General features: G+C 63.1%; 15 protein-coding genes. 8 read left to right on the top strand and 7 right to left on the bottom strand.

Features of this window, described 5'->3' with window-relative positions; all coding sequences use genetic code 11:
* Positions 1 to 65 precede the first annotated feature (65 nt).
* The gene (locus ACODTZ_RS22295) at positions 66 to 764 is read left to right on the top strand and encodes an ArsR/SmtB family transcription factor (RefSeq protein WP_489028118.1); all 699 of its coding nucleotides are present in this window, start codon (positions 66 to 68) and stop codon (positions 762 to 764) included.
* 77 nt (positions 765 to 841) lie between these two features.
* Here ACODTZ_RS22295 and ACODTZ_RS22290 read toward each other — a convergent pair whose 3' ends face one another.
* The 3 genes from ACODTZ_RS22290 to ACODTZ_RS22280 form a co-directional block, all read right to left on the bottom strand.
* Positions 842 to 1,267, bottom strand: coding sequence for a DUF1284 domain-containing protein (locus tag ACODTZ_RS22290; protein WP_489028116.1), 426 nt, complete (start codon positions 1,265 to 1,267; stop codon positions 842 to 844).
* Position 1,268: 1 nt separating this feature from the next.
* A complete protein-coding gene (locus ACODTZ_RS22285) occupies positions 1,269 to 1,847 on the bottom strand; it encodes a biotin transporter BioY (protein WP_489028114.1) in 579 nt (192 codons plus the stop codon).
* A gap of 201 nt (positions 1,848 to 2,048) precedes the next feature.
* The gene (locus ACODTZ_RS22280) at positions 2,049 to 2,720 is read right to left on the bottom strand and encodes a GntR family transcriptional regulator (RefSeq protein WP_413394124.1); all 672 of its coding nucleotides are present in this window, start codon (positions 2,718 to 2,720) and stop codon (positions 2,049 to 2,051) included.
* A 214-nt stretch (positions 2,721 to 2,934) separates the two neighbouring features.
* Between ACODTZ_RS22280 and ACODTZ_RS22275 the strand changes: the two genes are divergently transcribed.
* Entirely contained in the window at positions 2,935 to 3,624 is a 690-nt protein-coding gene (locus tag ACODTZ_RS22275) for an HAD family hydrolase (RefSeq protein WP_018899055.1), read from the top strand.
* 241 nt (positions 3,625 to 3,865) lie between these two features.
* Here the strand turns inward: ACODTZ_RS22275 and ACODTZ_RS22270 are convergent, their stop codons facing one another.
* On the bottom strand, positions 3,866 to 4,525 hold the full coding sequence (locus ACODTZ_RS22270) for a hypothetical protein (protein WP_489028451.1): 660 nt from the start codon (positions 4,523 to 4,525) through the stop codon (positions 3,866 to 3,868).
* A 232-nt stretch (positions 4,526 to 4,757) separates the two neighbouring features.
* Here ACODTZ_RS22270 and thrC point away from each other — a divergent pair, with 232 nt between their 5' ends.
* The 4 genes from thrC to ACODTZ_RS22250 are packed head-to-tail and all read left to right on the top strand — an operon-like array spanning position 4,758 to position 11,037.
* Positions 4,758 to 6,158 carry a threonine synthase gene (thrC, locus tag ACODTZ_RS22265; RefSeq protein WP_113235630.1) on the top strand — a complete coding sequence of 467 codons (1,401 nt, stop codon included), beginning with the start codon at positions 4,758 to 4,760 and terminating at the stop codon, positions 6,156 to 6,158.
* 27 nt (positions 6,159 to 6,185) lie between these two features.
* A complete protein-coding gene (locus tag ACODTZ_RS22260; protein WP_489028111.1) occupies positions 6,186 to 7,484 on the top strand; it encodes a M16 family metallopeptidase in 1,299 nt (432 codons plus the stop codon).
* Between the two features lie 29 nt (positions 7,485 to 7,513).
* Complete coding sequence (locus ACODTZ_RS22255) at positions 7,514 to 8,128, top strand: GNAT family N-acetyltransferase (protein ID WP_018899059.1); 615 nt, start codon at positions 7,514 to 7,516, stop codon at positions 8,126 to 8,128.
* The gene (locus ACODTZ_RS22250) at positions 8,125 to 11,037 is read left to right on the top strand and encodes an EAL domain-containing protein (protein WP_489028109.1); all 2,913 of its coding nucleotides are present in this window, start codon (positions 8,125 to 8,127) and stop codon (positions 11,035 to 11,037) included. The genes ACODTZ_RS22255 and ACODTZ_RS22250 overlap by 4 nt, the downstream gene beginning before the upstream one ends.
* A gap of 36 nt (positions 11,038 to 11,073) precedes the next feature.
* On the opposite strand, the gene ACODTZ_RS22245 is transcribed toward ACODTZ_RS22250, so the two are convergent.
* The 3 genes from ACODTZ_RS22245 to ACODTZ_RS22235 form a co-directional block, all read right to left on the bottom strand.
* Positions 11,074 to 12,159, bottom strand: coding sequence for a zinc-binding metallopeptidase family protein (locus ACODTZ_RS22245; RefSeq protein WP_489028107.1), 1,086 nt, complete (start codon positions 12,157 to 12,159; stop codon positions 11,074 to 11,076).
* 80 nt (positions 12,160 to 12,239) lie between these two features.
* Positions 12,240 to 12,431 (bottom strand): CsbD family protein, encoded by a 192-nt coding sequence (locus ACODTZ_RS22240; RefSeq protein ID WP_111561915.1) that lies wholly within the window; start codon positions 12,429 to 12,431, stop codon positions 12,240 to 12,242.
* A gap of 87 nt (positions 12,432 to 12,518) precedes the next feature.
* Positions 12,519 to 13,124, bottom strand: a complete 606-nt coding sequence (locus ACODTZ_RS22235; protein WP_018899063.1) for a YqgE/AlgH family protein — start codon at positions 13,122 to 13,124, stop codon at positions 12,519 to 12,521.
* A 139-nt stretch (positions 13,125 to 13,263) separates the two neighbouring features.
* Between ACODTZ_RS22235 and ACODTZ_RS22230 the strand changes: the two genes are divergently transcribed.
* On the top strand, positions 13,264 to 14,100 hold the full coding sequence (locus ACODTZ_RS22230) for a protein-disulfide reductase DsbD domain-containing protein (RefSeq protein WP_489028105.1): 837 nt from the start codon (positions 13,264 to 13,266) through the stop codon (positions 14,098 to 14,100).
* Between the two features lie 81 nt (positions 14,101 to 14,181).
* Complete coding sequence (locus ACODTZ_RS22225; protein ID WP_018899065.1) at positions 14,182 to 14,667, top strand: peroxiredoxin; 486 nt, start codon at positions 14,182 to 14,184, stop codon at positions 14,665 to 14,667.
* Positions 14,668 to 15,365: the final 698 nt, after the last annotated feature.

The following is a 15,365-nucleotide window of genomic DNA, read 5'->3' as shown; positions in this document are numbered from 1 at the left end:
TTGCGGGACGGAGATGCTTCGGCTACGGTCGAAGTATGGAAGATGAGATCCTGAGGAGATGAGCCGTGAAAGAAGGACCTGATATCGCGCAGATCGGCGCGCTGATCGGCGATCCCGCCCGCGCCAACATGCTGGCCGCGCTGACGGGTGGCAAGGCGCTGACGGCGACCGAGCTCGCCGCTGTCGGCGGCATCACACTGCAGACGGCGAGCGCGCATCTCGCCAAGCTCGAGGCCGGCGGGCTACTCCTTCCCCGCAAGCAGGGGCGGCATCGCTATTTCACCCTTGCCGACGAGACGGTGGCGCGGCTGATCGAAAGCATGATGGGCTTTGCAGCGAGCCGCGGACATCTGCGCCACCAGCCGGGGCCGAAGGAGCCGGCGCTGCGCAAGGCGCGGATCTGCTACGACCATCTGGCTGGCGACTACGGCGTGCGGATGCTGGATAGTCTCGTCGCCAGGGGCGCGATCGACGCCGTGGGCGACGGCTTGGCACTGACCGCTAAGGGCGAGGAGACGTTCAAGTGCATCGGGATTAATGTCGCCGACCTCAAGGCATCACGGCGGCCGCTCTGCCGCTCCTGCCTGGATTGGAGCGAGCGGCGGGCGCATCTGGCGGGCAGTCTCGGCAAGGCGCTGCTGGCGAATTTCTTCGACAGGGGCTGGGCACGGCGCACGGCGGGAAGCCGCTCGGTGATCTTTTCGCCTGATGGAGAGCGGCAGTTCGTGGCGCTGTTTCCGGTAGAGACGCCAGTCGCAGCCTGAAGCGCGACGCGCTTCAGGCTCTTGTTTTTGCGCATGTCTTTGTCCCGAAACCGGGAACCACTTTCGGGAGACATGCGTCAGCTTGGCGCGACCAGCACATCGGCAAAACCGCGCTCGGCGATATCGTTGCAGAGTTCGCTCCATTCACACTCGTCGCAAGCCTTGCGGATCGTGCCGAGAGCGAAATTGCGGCGCAGGCGTTTCAGCAGCGCAGCGTCGGGATAGATGCGGGTGCCCTTCCAGACCGCGATCCCCAGCAGACGGCCGACGGCTTGCGCCGCCGCCCTGTCGCGGACCACGACGCTTTCGCTGTGGCAATGCGCCGCCGTTCCTGAGAGCAGCGGCGCGCAGATGTCGTCGGGGCCATCGACCAGCTCGATCTCCTCGCCCGACGACAGGCGCCGGGCGATGCGGATGTAATTCTCGGTGAAGGCGGGCGTGTAGCCTTCACCGACGAAGGTCAGCATGCAGAGCAGGTGGTGGGCGCGCAGGCGAACGGTCATTTCAGCGGCCGGTGTAGATCCTGATACCCTTCAGCACGGCTGCCGCCAGCGCCGACTTCAGCACCGCGCCGAGGATGAAGGGCGCGACGCCGAGCAGCCAGGCCTTTTCCATGCCCAGCATATTTGCGAGCCACAGGCCGCCGATCGCCAGGCACAGGATATTGGCGGCGAAGTGGGCGGCGAAGCTGCGGATCACGGCGTCGCCGGTCCAGCCGCGCGCGGCAAGCCAGCCGGCAAGGGCCGCGACAATGGGGAAGGATGCGAGATAGCCCGCCGTCGGGCCGGCGAAGGGGGCCAGACCACCGGCGCCGCCAGCCAGAACTGGGAAGCCCATGGCTGCTTCAGCAAGCCAGGCCAACACCGTCGCCGCGCCGAGACGCCAGCCATAGAGCGCGCCGATCATTGTCACCGCGAAAGTCTGCATGGTGATCGGCACCGGCACCATCGGCACCGAGATCTGCGAGGCGAGCGCCAGGATGAGCGTGCCCGCCAGCACGAAGACGGCCTTGATGGCGGCCGGGCGGGCGGCGAGGCGCAGCGGGTCGAAACGGAAGTCGGACGATTGATCGAACAGGGACATGAACTCTCCTTCTCAAATTATAGATAATTTTTGATTCCCATCTATTTTATGAGAGAGATTTTTCGCGATAGCAAGCAGGCAAGATGCGATTGTGCGGTGGGCAAACGGGATCATGTGCACGATCAACCACGAGAACAGGCGTAAAGGCGCGATTTTCCGGGGAAATCACGTCGATCAGAAATTATCTATAATTTTGGAAAATCAGCCGACGATGGCGAAGGATTCGCCGTTTTCGCCGCTCTTGTTGGTGGATTTCGGCGCGCGGCCGATCCACTGGACGTGGCGCTCGAGGATGCCGGCCGCCTCTTCCGCCCTGCCCTGGCGCAAGGCCACGAGGATGGCGCGGTGGTCGTGGTCGGTGCGCTTTTCCCAGCCCGAACGCCAGGCGGAAAACAGAAAGCGGGCGCTGGCGGCGTGGAGATCGTCGATCGAGGCGAGCAGACGGCTCATGTTGCAGGGTGTTAGGATTAATCGATGGAAGCGGCGATTGGCCTCTTCCCAGGCGTGAACGTCGGCCGCGGCATCGCCCTCGCGGGTCGCCTCCTCGGCGGCGTCCAGAATGGCGGGCGTCAGGTGCTTGGCGGCGTGGCGCAGCGCCAGCACTTCGAGTGCGGCGCGCATCTCGGCCACTTCGCGCACTTCCTTGATATCGAAGGAGGCGACGCGCACGCCGCGACGCGGCTCGCTGATCGCCAGCCCCTGGGCCTCCAGGCGGCGGAAGGCTTCGCGCACGGGCACGTGGCTGGCGCCGAACTCCTCGGCGATATGGTCCTGGCGCAGACGGAAGCCGGCCGGCAGTTCGCCGCGAACGATGCGGTCGGCGAGCACGCGGCTGATGCGGCTTGCGATTGTGTCTTCCGGTTCCTTGGCCATAATCATCCATTAGATGGCGAGCCGTGGTTTGTCGAGATGGCTTGTCGAGGCGGCAAGCGTCTGCATCCGCAGGCATTTCAATTGAGCGCAACCCTAGCCACCCGGCACCCGCAGGCCAGCCATGACACCCGGCCGGTTGAGATCGGGCGAGGCATCGTGTAAAGCCGCAGCATCCCCTAAACCAAGGCCCCTCTAACGAAGGCTTGAGACTTATATGAACGGCTTCGACCTCATCCTTTTCGACTGCGACGGCGTTCTGGTCGATTCCGAAATCATCGCGGCGGACGTGGAGTCCAAGCTTCTGACGGAGGCCGGCTACCCGATCAGCATCGAGGAGATGGGCGAGCGCTTCTCCGGCATGACCTGGCAGAACATCCTCATGGAAGTGGAGCGCGACGCCAGCATTCCGCTATCGGCCTCGCTGCTCGACAAGTCCGAGAAGCTGCTCGACATGCGCCTCGCTTCCGACGTACAGGCGATCGCCGGCGTCGAGGCGGCCATCAAGCGCATTGATCTCAAGCGCTGCATCTGCTCGAACTCGTCAAGCGCGCGGCTCACCATGATGCTCTCCAAGGTCGGGCTCAGCCAGTTCTTCGCGCCGAACATCTTCTCCGCCAAGGACCTCGGCGCCGATCGCGTCAAGCCGAAGCCCGACATCTTCCTGCACGGCGCCAAGCAGATGGGCGCTTCGCCGTCGCGCTGCGTGGTGGTCGAGGATTCCGTGCACGGCGTCCACGCGGCGCGCGCCGCCGGCATGCGTGTGATCGGCTTCACCGGCGCCTCGCATACCTACCCCTCGCACGCCGACCGGTTGACGGATGCGGGTGCCGAGACGGTGATCTCGCGGATGGTGGATCTGCCGGGTGTGGTTGCGGCGCTGGCGGAGTGGGAAGGCGTGGCCTGAGTTTGGATTGAGATGTTTGAGGGGTGACTTGTTGGCGCTGTGCCGTGAAGCCCCCTCATCCGACCCTTCGGGCCACCTTCTCCCCGTGGGGCGAAGGGGAGGTTGAGCGAGCGGCCAGCCCCGAGTCTCTTCTCCCCAGCGGGGAGAAGGTGGCGGCAGCCGGATGAGGGGGCCACACGGCACCACCTCAAACTTTGAAATCGCGACGCAACTGCAACCGCGATCCCCTACCCCAAAAACCTTAGCTGGACTTCTTCTTGCCCTTGCCCTTGGCAGGCGCGCCCTGGTCGAAGCCGACGTTGACGCGGACGAGTGCGCCGGAGCCGACGGGCAGTTTGATGTCGTCCTTGCGGAACAGCACCTGGGTGGCGCCGGTCGGGTCGATCTGGGCGGGGAAGTAGGTGACTTCCGAATAGAGCGCGTCTTCGCCGTCGAAGACGGAGATGCGGATCGGCAGCGTGACGTTGCCACCGGTGCCGGCCGGACCTGCGACGACGCGGACCTGAGCCACGACGGTCATCACGAGGTTCTGGTCGTTCAGCGTGCACTGGCGCGTGTAGTTGCCGATCGAGGCCTGGAAGGAAAGCTTGTCCGGTTCTCCGGTCTTGGCGCCGCCGGCGTAGCGGTAGAGGATCGCGTCGGCGTCCTTCATGTAGATGGTCGGGCAAGCGCCCTGGACGACGCGCGCCGTGGTGCCGGATGCTGTCGTGGCGGTGCCGATCGACGGGTCGTTGGAGGACGGGTTGGCCGGCGACATCGGCATGATCTGGCCAGTGGCGCCTGATGGTGCCGTTTCCGCCGTCTTCGTCTCACCACCGCCCATCCCGAGCGAGTTGCAGCCGACCAGAACAGCCGCGAAGGATACGGAAGCGATAAGACGAGAGACCTTGCCGAGCACGATTATTCCACCCTCTTCACAAAGTTTTTTGCCAGGCCTGCTGAGTGAAAACAGGGCCTTTCGTGACAGTTTGCGATGGTCTATATCAGCGGCGCAAACAAAAATCGATTGGGTAAGCACTGTTTTGATGCACATTTCGGGATTGCAGCCGGCGAAGGCCAGAGCTGCGGCCAAGAGGCGGCGCGACACAGGTTTTCTCTTCAATCCGGATTTTATCTAGGCCGGCACATCAAGGATGACGACAGTGGAATATATCTCGACCCGCGGCAAAGCCCCTGCTCTCGGTTTCTGCGATGCATTGCTGGCGGGTCTGGCGCGTGACGGTGGCCTCTATGTGCCGCGCGAATGGCCGCAATTCTCCAAGAAGGAAATCCGGGCGCTGCGCGGCAAGAGCTACCAGGAGATCGCCTTCACCATCCTGTCGCCGTTCACCAACGGTGAAATCCCAGCCGACACGTTTCGGGCGATGATCGACGAAGCCTACGGCACCTTCCGCCATCCGGCGATCGCACCCCTGGTGCAGACCGGCCCGAACAGCTTCGTCATGGAGCTCTTCCACGGCACGACGCTCGCTTTCAAGGATGTGGCGATGCAGCTTCTGGCGCGGCTGATGGACTATGCGCTGGAAAAGCGCGGCGAGCGTGCCACCATCGTCGGCGCCACCTCGGGCGACACGGGCGGGGCCGCGATCGACGCATTCGCCGGCCGCGAGCGCACCGACATCTTCATTCTCTTCCCGCATGGCAAGGTTTCGCCGGTTCAGCAGCGGCAGATGACGACGTCGACGGCATCGAACGTGCATGCGCTTGCCGTCGAGGGCAATTTCGACGATTGTCAGAACCTTGTGAAGGCGATGTTCAACGACGGCGCCTTCCGCGACAAGGTGAAGCTCTCGGGCGTCAACTCGATCAACTGGGCGCGCATCATGGCGCAGATCGTCTATTATTTCACGACGGCGATCACGCTTGGCGCACCTGATCGCAAGGTCTCGTTCACCGTGCCGACGGGCAATTTCGGTGATATCTTCGCCGGTTACTGCGCCAAGCGCATGGGCCTGCCGATCGGCAAGCTGGTCGTTGCCACCAACGAAAACGACATCATGGCGCGCACGATCAAGACCGGCCGCTACGAGATGAAGGACGTCAAGGCGACGACCTCGCCGTCGATGGATATCCAGATCTCGTCGAACTTCGAACGGCTGCTGTTCGAGGCCTATGGCCGCGATGCCTCGAAGGTTCGCGCCGCCATGGACAGCCTGAAGCAGTCGAACGGCTTCGACATTTCCGCCGACGCCATGTCCTTCATCAAGAAGGATTTCCGCGCCGGCCGCGCCAGCGAAAAGCAGGTGGCCGAGACGATCAAGACCACGCTCGAAAAGACCGGCTATCTGCTCGATCCGCATTCGGCGATCGGCGTTTTCGTTGCCGACAAGCACGAAAAGGCTAATTCGCCGATGGTGACGCTGGCCACCGCGCATCCGGCTAAGTTCCCCGCCGCCGTAAAATCCGCATCCGGTATTGACCCCGCGCTTCCGACGTGGCTTGCTGATTTGATGGACAAGGAGGAGCGCTTTCAGATCGTTAAGCCCGAGCTCAAAGAGGTAGAAACATTTATCGACGAGCATTCCCGGGCCTAATCGGCAGAAGGCGCAGAAAGATAGCCAATGACAGTTGAGTGCACCCGGCTCAAATCCGGGCTGACAGTAGTGACACAGACCATGCCGCATCTCGAAAGTGCAGCACTCGGGGTCTGGATCAAATCAGGTTCGCGCAACGAGACGACAGACGAGCATGGAATTGCCCACCTGCTCGAACACATGGCCTTCAAGGGAACCGCGCGCCGCAGCGCCCGCGAGATCGCCGAACAGATCGAGGATGTCGGTGGCGAAGTGAACGCCGCCACCTCGACCGAAACGACCTCCTACTACGCGCGCGTCCTGAAAGACCACGTGCCGCTCGCCGTCGATATCCTGGCTGACATCCTCACCGAATCCGCTTTCGAAGAGGAAGAGCTGGAGCGTGAGAAGCAGGTCATCCTGCAGGAAATCAACGCCGCCAACGACACGCCCGATGATGTGGTGTTCGACCGGTTTTCCGAAATCGCCTATCGCGACCAGACGCTCGGCCGCGCCATTCTCGGCACGCCGCAGACGGTGGTCTCCTTCACGCCGCAGCAGATTCGCGGCTACCTCAGCCGCAACTACACGACCGACCGCATGTTCGTGGTCGCCGCCGGCGCCGTGCAGCACGACGAGTTCGTGCGCATGGTCGAGGAGCGATTCGCGTCGCTGCCGACGGCGCCGAGTGCCACGCCGGTCATGGACCCCGCCAAGTATATCGGCGGCAACATCCGCGAGACGCGCGACCTGATGGACGCCCAGATCCTGCTCGGCTTCGAGGGCAAGGCCTATCACGCGCGCGACTTCTACTGTTCGCAGATCCTCGCCAACATCCTCGGCGGCGGCATGTCGTCCCGCCTGTTCCAGGAAGTGCGCGAAATCCGCGGGCTCTGCTATTCGATCTATGCCTTCCACTGGGGCTTTTCCGACACCGGCATCTTCGGCATTCATGCCGCGACCGGCGGCGAGAACCTGCCGGAACTGGTGCCCGTCATCATTGACGAGCTGCACAAGTCGGCGACCTCGATCGACCAGAAGGAAATCGAGCGTGCCCGCGCGCAGATCCGCGCCCAGCTTCTGATGGGCCAGGAAAGCCCGGCGGCGCGTGCCGGCCAGGTGGCGCGGCAGATGATGCTCTACGGTCGACCGATCTCCAATCCTGAAATGATGGAGCGGCTCGAAGGCATCACCATCGAACGCCTGACCGACCTTGCGGGCCGGCTGTTCTTCGACACCGTGCCGACGCTTTCGGCGATCGGCCCGCTCGAGCATCTGGCGCCGATGGAAGACATCGCCGCGTCGCTCACCTCGCCTGCCCCACAGGGCAAGCAAGCCGTACTTTAAACCTGCATTCGCGTTGCCGGGAGTGATCGATGCCAAAATCGGTGTTTCGGTTCCTGTCTCGGCAGCCGGAAGCAGTTGAAATCGAAGACGCCAATTATGTGCTGCGGCTGCCGCGCTATCAGGATTTCAACCAGTGGCACAAGCTGCGGTCGGCAAGCCGCGGCTTTCTCGAACGCTGGGAGCCGACCTGGCGCCGCGACGAGCTGACGGAAGGCTCGTACCGGGCGCGCGTCATTCGCGGCAAGCAGGAGTATGCATCGGGACAAGCCGTTCCGCTGCTTCTTTTCCACCGTGAAAACATGACGCTGCTCGGCGGCATCACCATCGGCTATATCAGGCGCGGGGCAGCGCAGAGCTGCATGATCGGCTACTGGATGGGCGAAGCACATGCCGGCCAGGGCCATATGTTCGCCGCACTTCAATTGGTTATACCCTACATCTTCGCAGGCCTTGAGTTGCACCGTATCGAAGCAGCCTGTATTCCAGACAATGCTCGGAGCATCCGCCTGCTTGAAAAAGCCGGGTTTCAGCGGGAAGGCTATCTGCGCGGATACTTGAAGATCAACGGTCAGTGGCATGATCACGTGATGTTTTCACTGCTCGCCACCGATACGGATAAAGGCAGGATAACCGACAGCCGATGACCAACAAACGCATGCTGCACCCATCACCATCTGGACGTTTCGTCGCGGTGATCGCAGCGCTTTTCCTGTCGGCTTTGGCGCTGATGGCAGGGGTCGCGCAGGCGGCCGAACCGGTGAAGATTTCCCGCGACGACACCGCGCTCGATCTGACCAAGACCACCGAGATCTACGCCAACCAGGGCGAGGCCTTCCAGGTCTCGACCGCGGCCGGCGCCGACGGCATCCGCCGGCGCATCGAGGTGCGGTCGAGCTCCGGCAACCACCAGGGCGACTGGGCGGTCTTCGCGCTTGCCAACGTTTCCGACGAGCAGCTGGAGCGCGTCATCGTCGCACCGCATTTCCGTCTGGTGAATTCCAAGCTGTTCTGGCCCGATCTCGGCTCGCAGCGCATCATCGCGATCACGCCGAGCGAAGGCTTCGCGCTCGACCGGCAGCCGAGCGACGATTCCGACGTCTTCCGCATCACGCTCAACCCGGGCTCCGTCATCACCTTCGTGGCCGAGCTTTCGACGCCGGAACTGCCGCAGATCTATTTGTGGGAGCCCGACGCCTACAAGGACACGATCAACGCGTTCACGCTCTATCGCGGCATCGTGCTCGGGATCGCCGGCCTGCTTGCGGTGTTCCTCACCATCCTTTTCGTCGTCAAGGGCACCTCGATGCTGCCGGCGACGGCAGCACTCGCCTGGGCGGTGCTCGGCTATATCTGCGTCGATTTCGGCTTTCTCGGCAAGCTCGTCAGCATCGCTTCCGCAGACCAGCGAATATGGCGCGCCTGCGCGGAAGTGGCGCTGGCATCGAGTTTCGTTATCTTCCTGTTCACCTACCTCAACCTCAACCGGTGGCATACGCATCTCGGCTACGTGACGCTGGCCTGGGTGCTGGGTCTGGCACTGCTCTTCGGCGTCGCGATCTACGACCCTGCGATTGCCGCCGGTATCGCCCGCCTCTCCTTCGCGCTCACCGCGACGCTGGGCCTGCTGCTCATCATCTATCTCGGCCTCAACCGCTATGACCGCGCCATTCTCTTGGTGCCCGCCTGGGCGCTGATCCTGGTATGGCTGTTCGGCGGCTGGCTGACGATCACCGGCCAGCTCGACAACGACATCATCCAGCCAGCGCTCGGCGGTGGCCTGGTGCTGATCGTGCTTCTGATCGGCTTTACCGTCATGCAGCACGCATTCGCCGGCGGGACGTTCCAGCAGGGGCTGTTCTCCGATCTTGAGCGACAATCGCTGGCGCTGACCGGCTCCGGCGACATGGTATGGGATTGGGACGTGGCACGCGACCGCGTCGTGACCATCCCAGATGTCTCCGTCAAGCTCGGCCTTTCGCCCGGCACGATGCATGGTGCCGCCCGCAACTGGTTGCCGCGCCTGCATCCTGATGATCGCGACCGCTTCCGCGCCACGCTCGACGTGCTGCTCGAACATCGCCGCGGCCGGCTGAACCACGAGTTCCGCATTCGCGCCGAGGACGGGCATTTCCACTGGCTCCTGATCCGCGCCCGGCCGGTGCTCGATTCCAACGGCGAAGTGATCCGCTGCGTCGGCACCGTCATCGACGTGACCGAGCAGAAGAACTCGATCGACCGGCTGCTGCAGGACGCACTGCACGACAACCTGACCGGCCTTCCCAACCGCCAGCTGTTCCTTGACCGCCTGCAGGGCGTGCTGGCGCTGGCGCCGGGCGGCGATACGCTGAGGCCGACGGTGATGGTGATCGATATCGATCGCTACAAGCTGGTGAACGACGCGCTCGGCGTTGCCGCCGGCGACAACATCCTGATCGCGCTGACGCGCCGTCTTCGCCGGCTCCTGAAGCCGCAGGACACGCTGGCGCGTCTCTCAGGCGACCAGTTCGGCCTCATCCTCGTGTCCGAGCGCGACCCCGCCAAGATAGCCGACTTCGCCGATGCGATCAGCAAGGCGATCATGGTGCCGATCAACTTCGCCAACCGCGAGATCATCCTGACGGCGTCGATCGGGCTTGCCTCCTTCGTCGACCAGCAGGAGAACGCAACGGGGATGCTGAGCGATTCCGAGCTTGCCATGTACCGGGCGAAACGCGCCGGCGGCAATCGCGTCGAGCCGTTCCAGCCCGCCTTCCGCGACTTCGGCGCCGACCGGCTGCAGCTGGAATCGGATCTCCGCCGTGCGCTGGAGCGTAAGGAACTGTCGATGGTCTACCAGCCGATCGCCGGCTTGGAGGATGTCGAGATCGCCGGTTTCGAGGCGCTGATGCGCTGGGAGCATCCGAAGCGCGGCAACATCCCGCCGTCGGAATTCATCCCGATCGCCGAGGCTTCCGACATCATCAACATGCTCGGCGTCTTCGCGCTCGAACAGGCGACCAACGACCTGATGGCCTGGGAAAGCCAGACCGGCGAGTTGCCGATCTTCGTGTCGATCAATCTCTCCAGCGCGCAGCTCCTCAACAACGATCTCTATGACGACGTGCGCTCGGTTCTGGCCAAGACCCATTGCGATCCGACCCGGCTGAAGCTGGAGCTGACCGAGACAATGGTGATGGAAAACCCCGAACAGGCGCGCCTCGTGCTGAGCAAGCTGCGCGAGATCGGGCTGGGGCTGGCGCTCGACGATTTCGGCACCGGCTATTCCTCGCTCTCCTATCTCACCCGCTTCCCGTTCGACACGATCAAGCTCGACAAGACGCTGGTCTGCGACACCAGCGACCGCAAGTCGACCGTGCTGCGCTCGGTGATCTCGATGGCGCGGGAGCTCGAGATGAAGGTCGTGGCCGAGGGTATCGAGTCCAACGAGGATGCGATCGAGCTGGCGAAGATGGGCTGTACCTACGGACAGAGCTATCTCTTCGGTCCGCCGATGGCGTCGGAATCGGTGCTGCGGCTGCTGAAGGAACGGTTTCCGCTGACCAAGCGCGCCTGAGGTCTCTCAGGCCGCCTAGGTTCAAGCACCTAATATTCAGGCCGCGGCTTGCCGTGGCTCGGCAACGCGATCCTGGATCAGCCGGTGCAGATATTCGAGCTTTTCGACGACAGCGTTCGAAAGCACGAAGGGGTAGGAATCCGGCTGGCCCATGCTGCGCTGGATGGCGTTGATCGCAACCGATAGCGGCACCCAGGCGCTGACCAGCTGCTCGGCGCTGGCTGCACGATAGGGGTTGAAATCCACCTCGGACGCCATTTCCTCATGGCCGCGTGGATCGATCGCGATGCCGAAGCCGCGCGCGGTCTCCAGCGTATCGACGATGTGCAGATAATGCGCGAAACACTCGGCGAAATCCTCCCAGGGATGGGCCGCCGCATAAGCGCTGATGAAGCTCTGCTGCCAGCCGAGAGGCGCGCCGTTCTGGTAATGGTTCTGCAGCGCCTGGCCATAATCCTGGCGCTCGTCGCCGAACACGGCGCGGAAGCCGTCGAAGGCATCGCGGTCGCGGACCAGGCGGTTCCACACGAAGTGCCCGATCTCGTGGCGGAAATGGCCAAGAAGCGTTCTATAGGGTTCATTCATCGAGGCGCGGGCTAGTTCGCGGGTGATGTCGTCGGCCTCGGCGGCGCGGATGGCGATGACGCCTTCGTCATGACCCGTCATGGCTGGAATGACATTGCCGTCGACCTGCACCTCATCCTCGAGAAAATCAAATACCAGGCCGCCTTGCGGATCCTCGATACGGTCAGGGGGCGGCAGGCGCCAGCGCAGCAGCGAATAGAAGAGATGGCGCTGCGCCTGGCTGATGCGGCGCCAGCGATCGATCCCCTCCTGCGTATGGGTGTTGGGCACCAAGCGATTGTAGCGGCAGGCGATGCAGAACGGATTTTCGTCATCGGCATTGACCAGCCAGTTGCAGATATCGAGACCGGCATTGGCGCAGAAACGCACGGCGCGCTGAGCATCCGACGTCAACTGCCACAGCGTCTCGTCGCGCGGCTCGAGCGCGCGCATCGAGAGATCATCGGGCAGGAAGCCGAGGCGATGATTGCAGCGGACGCATTGCCGGTTGTCGAAATGCACGACCTGATCGCAGTTATCGCAGGCGAAAAGCCGCATGGAACGCCCCATAGCGTGGAGTTGATACAAAACGACCCGCAGCGCGGATGCGCGACGGGCCATTGCGGGGATGTTTTCGATCACATGCGATCGACGACATCCTTGATCTTGCCTTTGGCATCGCCCTTGGCGGACTGGGCCTTGCCCTTGGCTTCCTGGACGGCGCCCTTGGCGCGGGTGGAATTGTCGCCAGTCGCCTTGCCGACAGCCTGCTTCGCCTTGCCGGCGATTTCGTTGGCCTTGCCGGAAATCTTGTCGCTGGTGCTACCCATCTGATGTCTCCTTTTGGTACGGGCCTCGTGCCCGGTGCGAAAAGAGAACGTGGTTCGCGGCTATTCGTTCCGCGAATTTTTGCGTCTTCAGGCGTGGCCGGCTTCGGTGGAGAGCATGGCCGCCGAAATGCCCATGCCGGCGAGTGCGCGCTCGTATTTGTCGTCGAGATTGGGATCGAAGATGAGGGCGTCGTTGGCCGGGCAATTCAGCCAGCCGTTGCTGGCGATCTCGGCTTCGAGTTGCCCCGCGCCCCAGCCGGCATAGCCGAGCAGCATGGTGGCGCGCTTCGGCCCCTCGCCCTTGGCGATGGCGCGGATGATGTCGAGCGTCGCCGTCATGCAGATATCGTCGCTGACGGGAATGCTGGAATCGCAGAGATAATCGTCGGAATGCAGAACAAAGCCGCGGCCGCTTTCCACCGGCCCGCCCGTCTGGATCGACAGGTCGCCGGATGGCGGCGGCATGAGGATCGCCTCGTCGCTCTTGATCATGTCGAGATGCATGAGCACGTCGGTGAACGAAAGCTCCTGAGAGCGATTGATGATGAAACCCATGGCGCCGGCGTCGGAATGGGCGCAGACATAGATGACCGTCCGGGCGAAATTGCTGTCCGACACGCCGGGCATGGCGATCAGGAACTGGCCGTCGAAGAAGCCGCGTTCACGTCTGTTTTTCAGGGTCGACAGGGACATGATACCTCCTGATGCCAGACCGCTCGAGGCGCCGACAAGAGAAACATGGGCCAATGTCCTGTTTCAATCAACTGAAAATGAAAATTAAATCGGATGCGGCTGCTGGCGAAGGGCAGCGGATTTGAATAACGATTGCCGCATGACCTTTGCCCCGCACAAAAGACGCTTCGTCCTGATCATCGCCACGGCTCTTGGCCTGTCCCTGCCCGCGCTCTCCGCAGCGCAGGCGGGCACCAGCGAATGGGTCGACAATGCCGGCGGGCGGATGCGGCTGGTGGCGATGGCGCCCGACGCGCACGGCAAGATCCGCGCCGGGCTGCAGATCGAACCCAATGCCGGATGGATCACTTATTGGCGCGAGCCGGGCAACAGCGGCATCCCCCCGCAGATCACGATCGCGCCCGAGACGGGCGTGACGCTCCATGCGATCGGCTACCCGATCCCGAAGCACATCAAGGACGACAGACTCGACGACATCGGCTACGACGCGCCGGTGACGCTGCCGCTCACGCTTTCGGCCAAGAGCGGCGCGACTGAGATCAAGGCCCAGGCTTTCATCGGCATCTGCAAGGATATCTGCGTGCCCTTCCAGGCCGATCTCACCGTCGCCCTTTCGGCGGCGGGGCAATCGCAGCCGGAGGAGAAGGCCATACTCGATGCCGCCGACGCGCGGCTGCCGGAGGCACCCTCCTCCAAGTTCAAGGTGACCAAGCACACGCTGTCGGCAGACCAGAAGGAGCTGACGCTTGATATCACGCTCCCCGATATCGGCGACACGACGCCCGATGTCGTCATTGCCGGCCCGAGCGGCTATGTCTTCACCAAGCAGCTGATGAGCAAGCGCGATGGCACGTCGCTGACGACGACGGTTGCGATCGGCAAGCTGCCGAAGAATTACGACATATCGGGCAAAAGCTGGAGCGCGCTGGTGATCGACGGAGCGCGGGCCATCGAAAGCCCGCTTGCTTTCAAATAGGCCGATCCTATCATTCACACCTGCCCTCGATCTCAACGTCTGCGCCCCACGGCGCCTTACAAACAAAACCAGGAGATAGTCATGACCATTGCAATCGGCGACACGCTGCCTTCGGCGACCTTCAAGGAAAAGACGGCTGACGGCCCGGTCGAGACCACGACCGAGGCTCTGTTCAAGGGGAAGCGCGTCGTGCTCTTCGCCGTCCCCGGCGCCTTCACGCCCACCTGCTCGCTCAACCACCTGCCCGGCTATCTCGAAAACCGCGACACCATTCTCGGCAAGGGCGTAGACGACATCGCGGTCATCGCCGTCAACGACTGGCACGTGATGGGCGCCTGGGCGCAATCCTCCGGCGGCATGGGCAAGATCCATTTCCTCCCCGACTGGGACGCCTCCTTCACCAAGGCCATCGGGCTCGACGCCGACCTCTCCGGCGGCGGCCTCGGCGTGCGCTCCAAGCGCTACTCGATGCTGGTCGAGGACGGCGTCGTGAAGTCGCTCAACGTCGAGGACAATCCGGGCCAGGCGACGGTTTCGAGCGCTGCGACGATGATCGAGCAGCTTTGATGTGATGTTGCGGGGTGGGCCTGAGCGTGGTGGTTTCGGCCTGCGCTTGGCCACGCTGACGCGCTGGCTTCCGTGGCTGGTTGCGGCGCTTGGCGCCCTTCCGCTCTTGCTGCGCCGTTGTATTCCTGGTGGCGTGCTTAGATCCTCGGGACGAGCCCGAGGATGACGTCGAGAGCGTGGGAAGCGGCGTCTTTTCAATAGCTTGACGACCCGGTAGATTGACGACGGCCCATCCCCACGACCGTCATACTCGGGCTTGTCCCGAGTATCTGCTGCGGGCGCAATTGGCTCGACGTGCATAGACGCTGGGCGAGGACGGGGCTGCGGGTGCCCAGGCGCCAATACATATCCTTCCGCTTATTCCAGTGGCTCGCGCCCCTTTTACTCCCCTGCACCGTCGCATTCCTGGAGGCGTGCTTAGATCCTCGGCACCTTGGCCGAGGATGACGACGAGAGCGTGGGAAGTGACGCTCTTTCAACATGTTAGCGACGAAGTAGGCTAGCGGCGCATCATCCCCACGACCGTCATACTCGGGCTCGTCCCGAGTATCTGCTGCGGGTGCAATTGGTTCGACGTGAATGGACGCTGGGCGAGAACGGGGCTGCGGGTGCCTTGGAGCCAATACACGTCCTCCCGCTAATTCAGTGGCTCGCGCCCCTTTTACTCCCCTGCACCGTCGCATTCCTGGAGGCGTGCT

This window comes from Rhizobium sp. FG113 (assembly GCF_057809895.1).
Note: the sequence above shows the minus strand (reverse complement) of the source record. Positions and strands in the feature narration are given on the sequence as shown.

Bases quoted from the DNA above. Each gene is read 5' to 3' on its own strand.
- ACODTZ_RS22280 (WP_413394124.1), bottom strand. From the start codon at position 2,720: ATGGCCAAGGAACCGGAAGACACAATCGCAAGCCGCATCAGCCGCGTG.
- ACODTZ_RS22285 (WP_489028114.1), bottom strand. From the start codon at position 1,847: ATGTCCCTGTTCGATCAATCGTCCGACTTCCGTTTCGACCCGCTGCGC.
- ACODTZ_RS22225 (WP_018899065.1), top strand. From the start codon at position 14,182: ATGACCATTGCAATCGGCGACACGCTGCCTTCGGCGACCTTCAAGGAA.
- ACODTZ_RS22290 (WP_489028116.1), bottom strand. From the start codon at position 1,267: ATGACCGTTCGCCTGCGCGCCCACCACCTGCTCTGCATGCTGACCTTC.
- ACODTZ_RS22245 (WP_489028107.1), bottom strand. From the start codon at position 12,159: ATGCGGCTTTTCGCCTGCGATAACTGCGATCAGGTCGTGCATTTCGAC.
- ACODTZ_RS22235 (WP_018899063.1), bottom strand. From the start codon at position 13,124: ATGTCCCTGTCGACCCTGAAAAACAGACGTGAACGCGGCTTCTTCGAC.
- ACODTZ_RS22275 (WP_018899055.1), top strand. From the start codon at position 2,935: ATGAACGGCTTCGACCTCATCCTTTTCGACTGCGACGGCGTTCTGGTC.
- ACODTZ_RS22260 (WP_489028111.1), top strand. From the start codon at position 6,186: ATGACAGTTGAGTGCACCCGGCTCAAATCCGGGCTGACAGTAGTGACA.
- ACODTZ_RS22240 (WP_111561915.1), bottom strand. From the start codon at position 12,431: ATGGGTAGCACCAGCGACAAGATTTCCGGCAAGGCCAACGAAATCGCC.
- ACODTZ_RS22230 (WP_489028105.1), top strand. From the start codon at position 13,264: ATGACCTTTGCCCCGCACAAAAGACGCTTCGTCCTGATCATCGCCACG.
- thrC (WP_113235630.1), top strand. From the start codon at position 4,758: ATGACGACAGTGGAATATATCTCGACCCGCGGCAAAGCCCCTGCTCTC.
- ACODTZ_RS22255 (WP_018899059.1), top strand. From the start codon at position 7,514: ATGCCAAAATCGGTGTTTCGGTTCCTGTCTCGGCAGCCGGAAGCAGTT.
- ACODTZ_RS22250 (WP_489028109.1), top strand. From the start codon at position 8,125: ATGACCAACAAACGCATGCTGCACCCATCACCATCTGGACGTTTCGTC.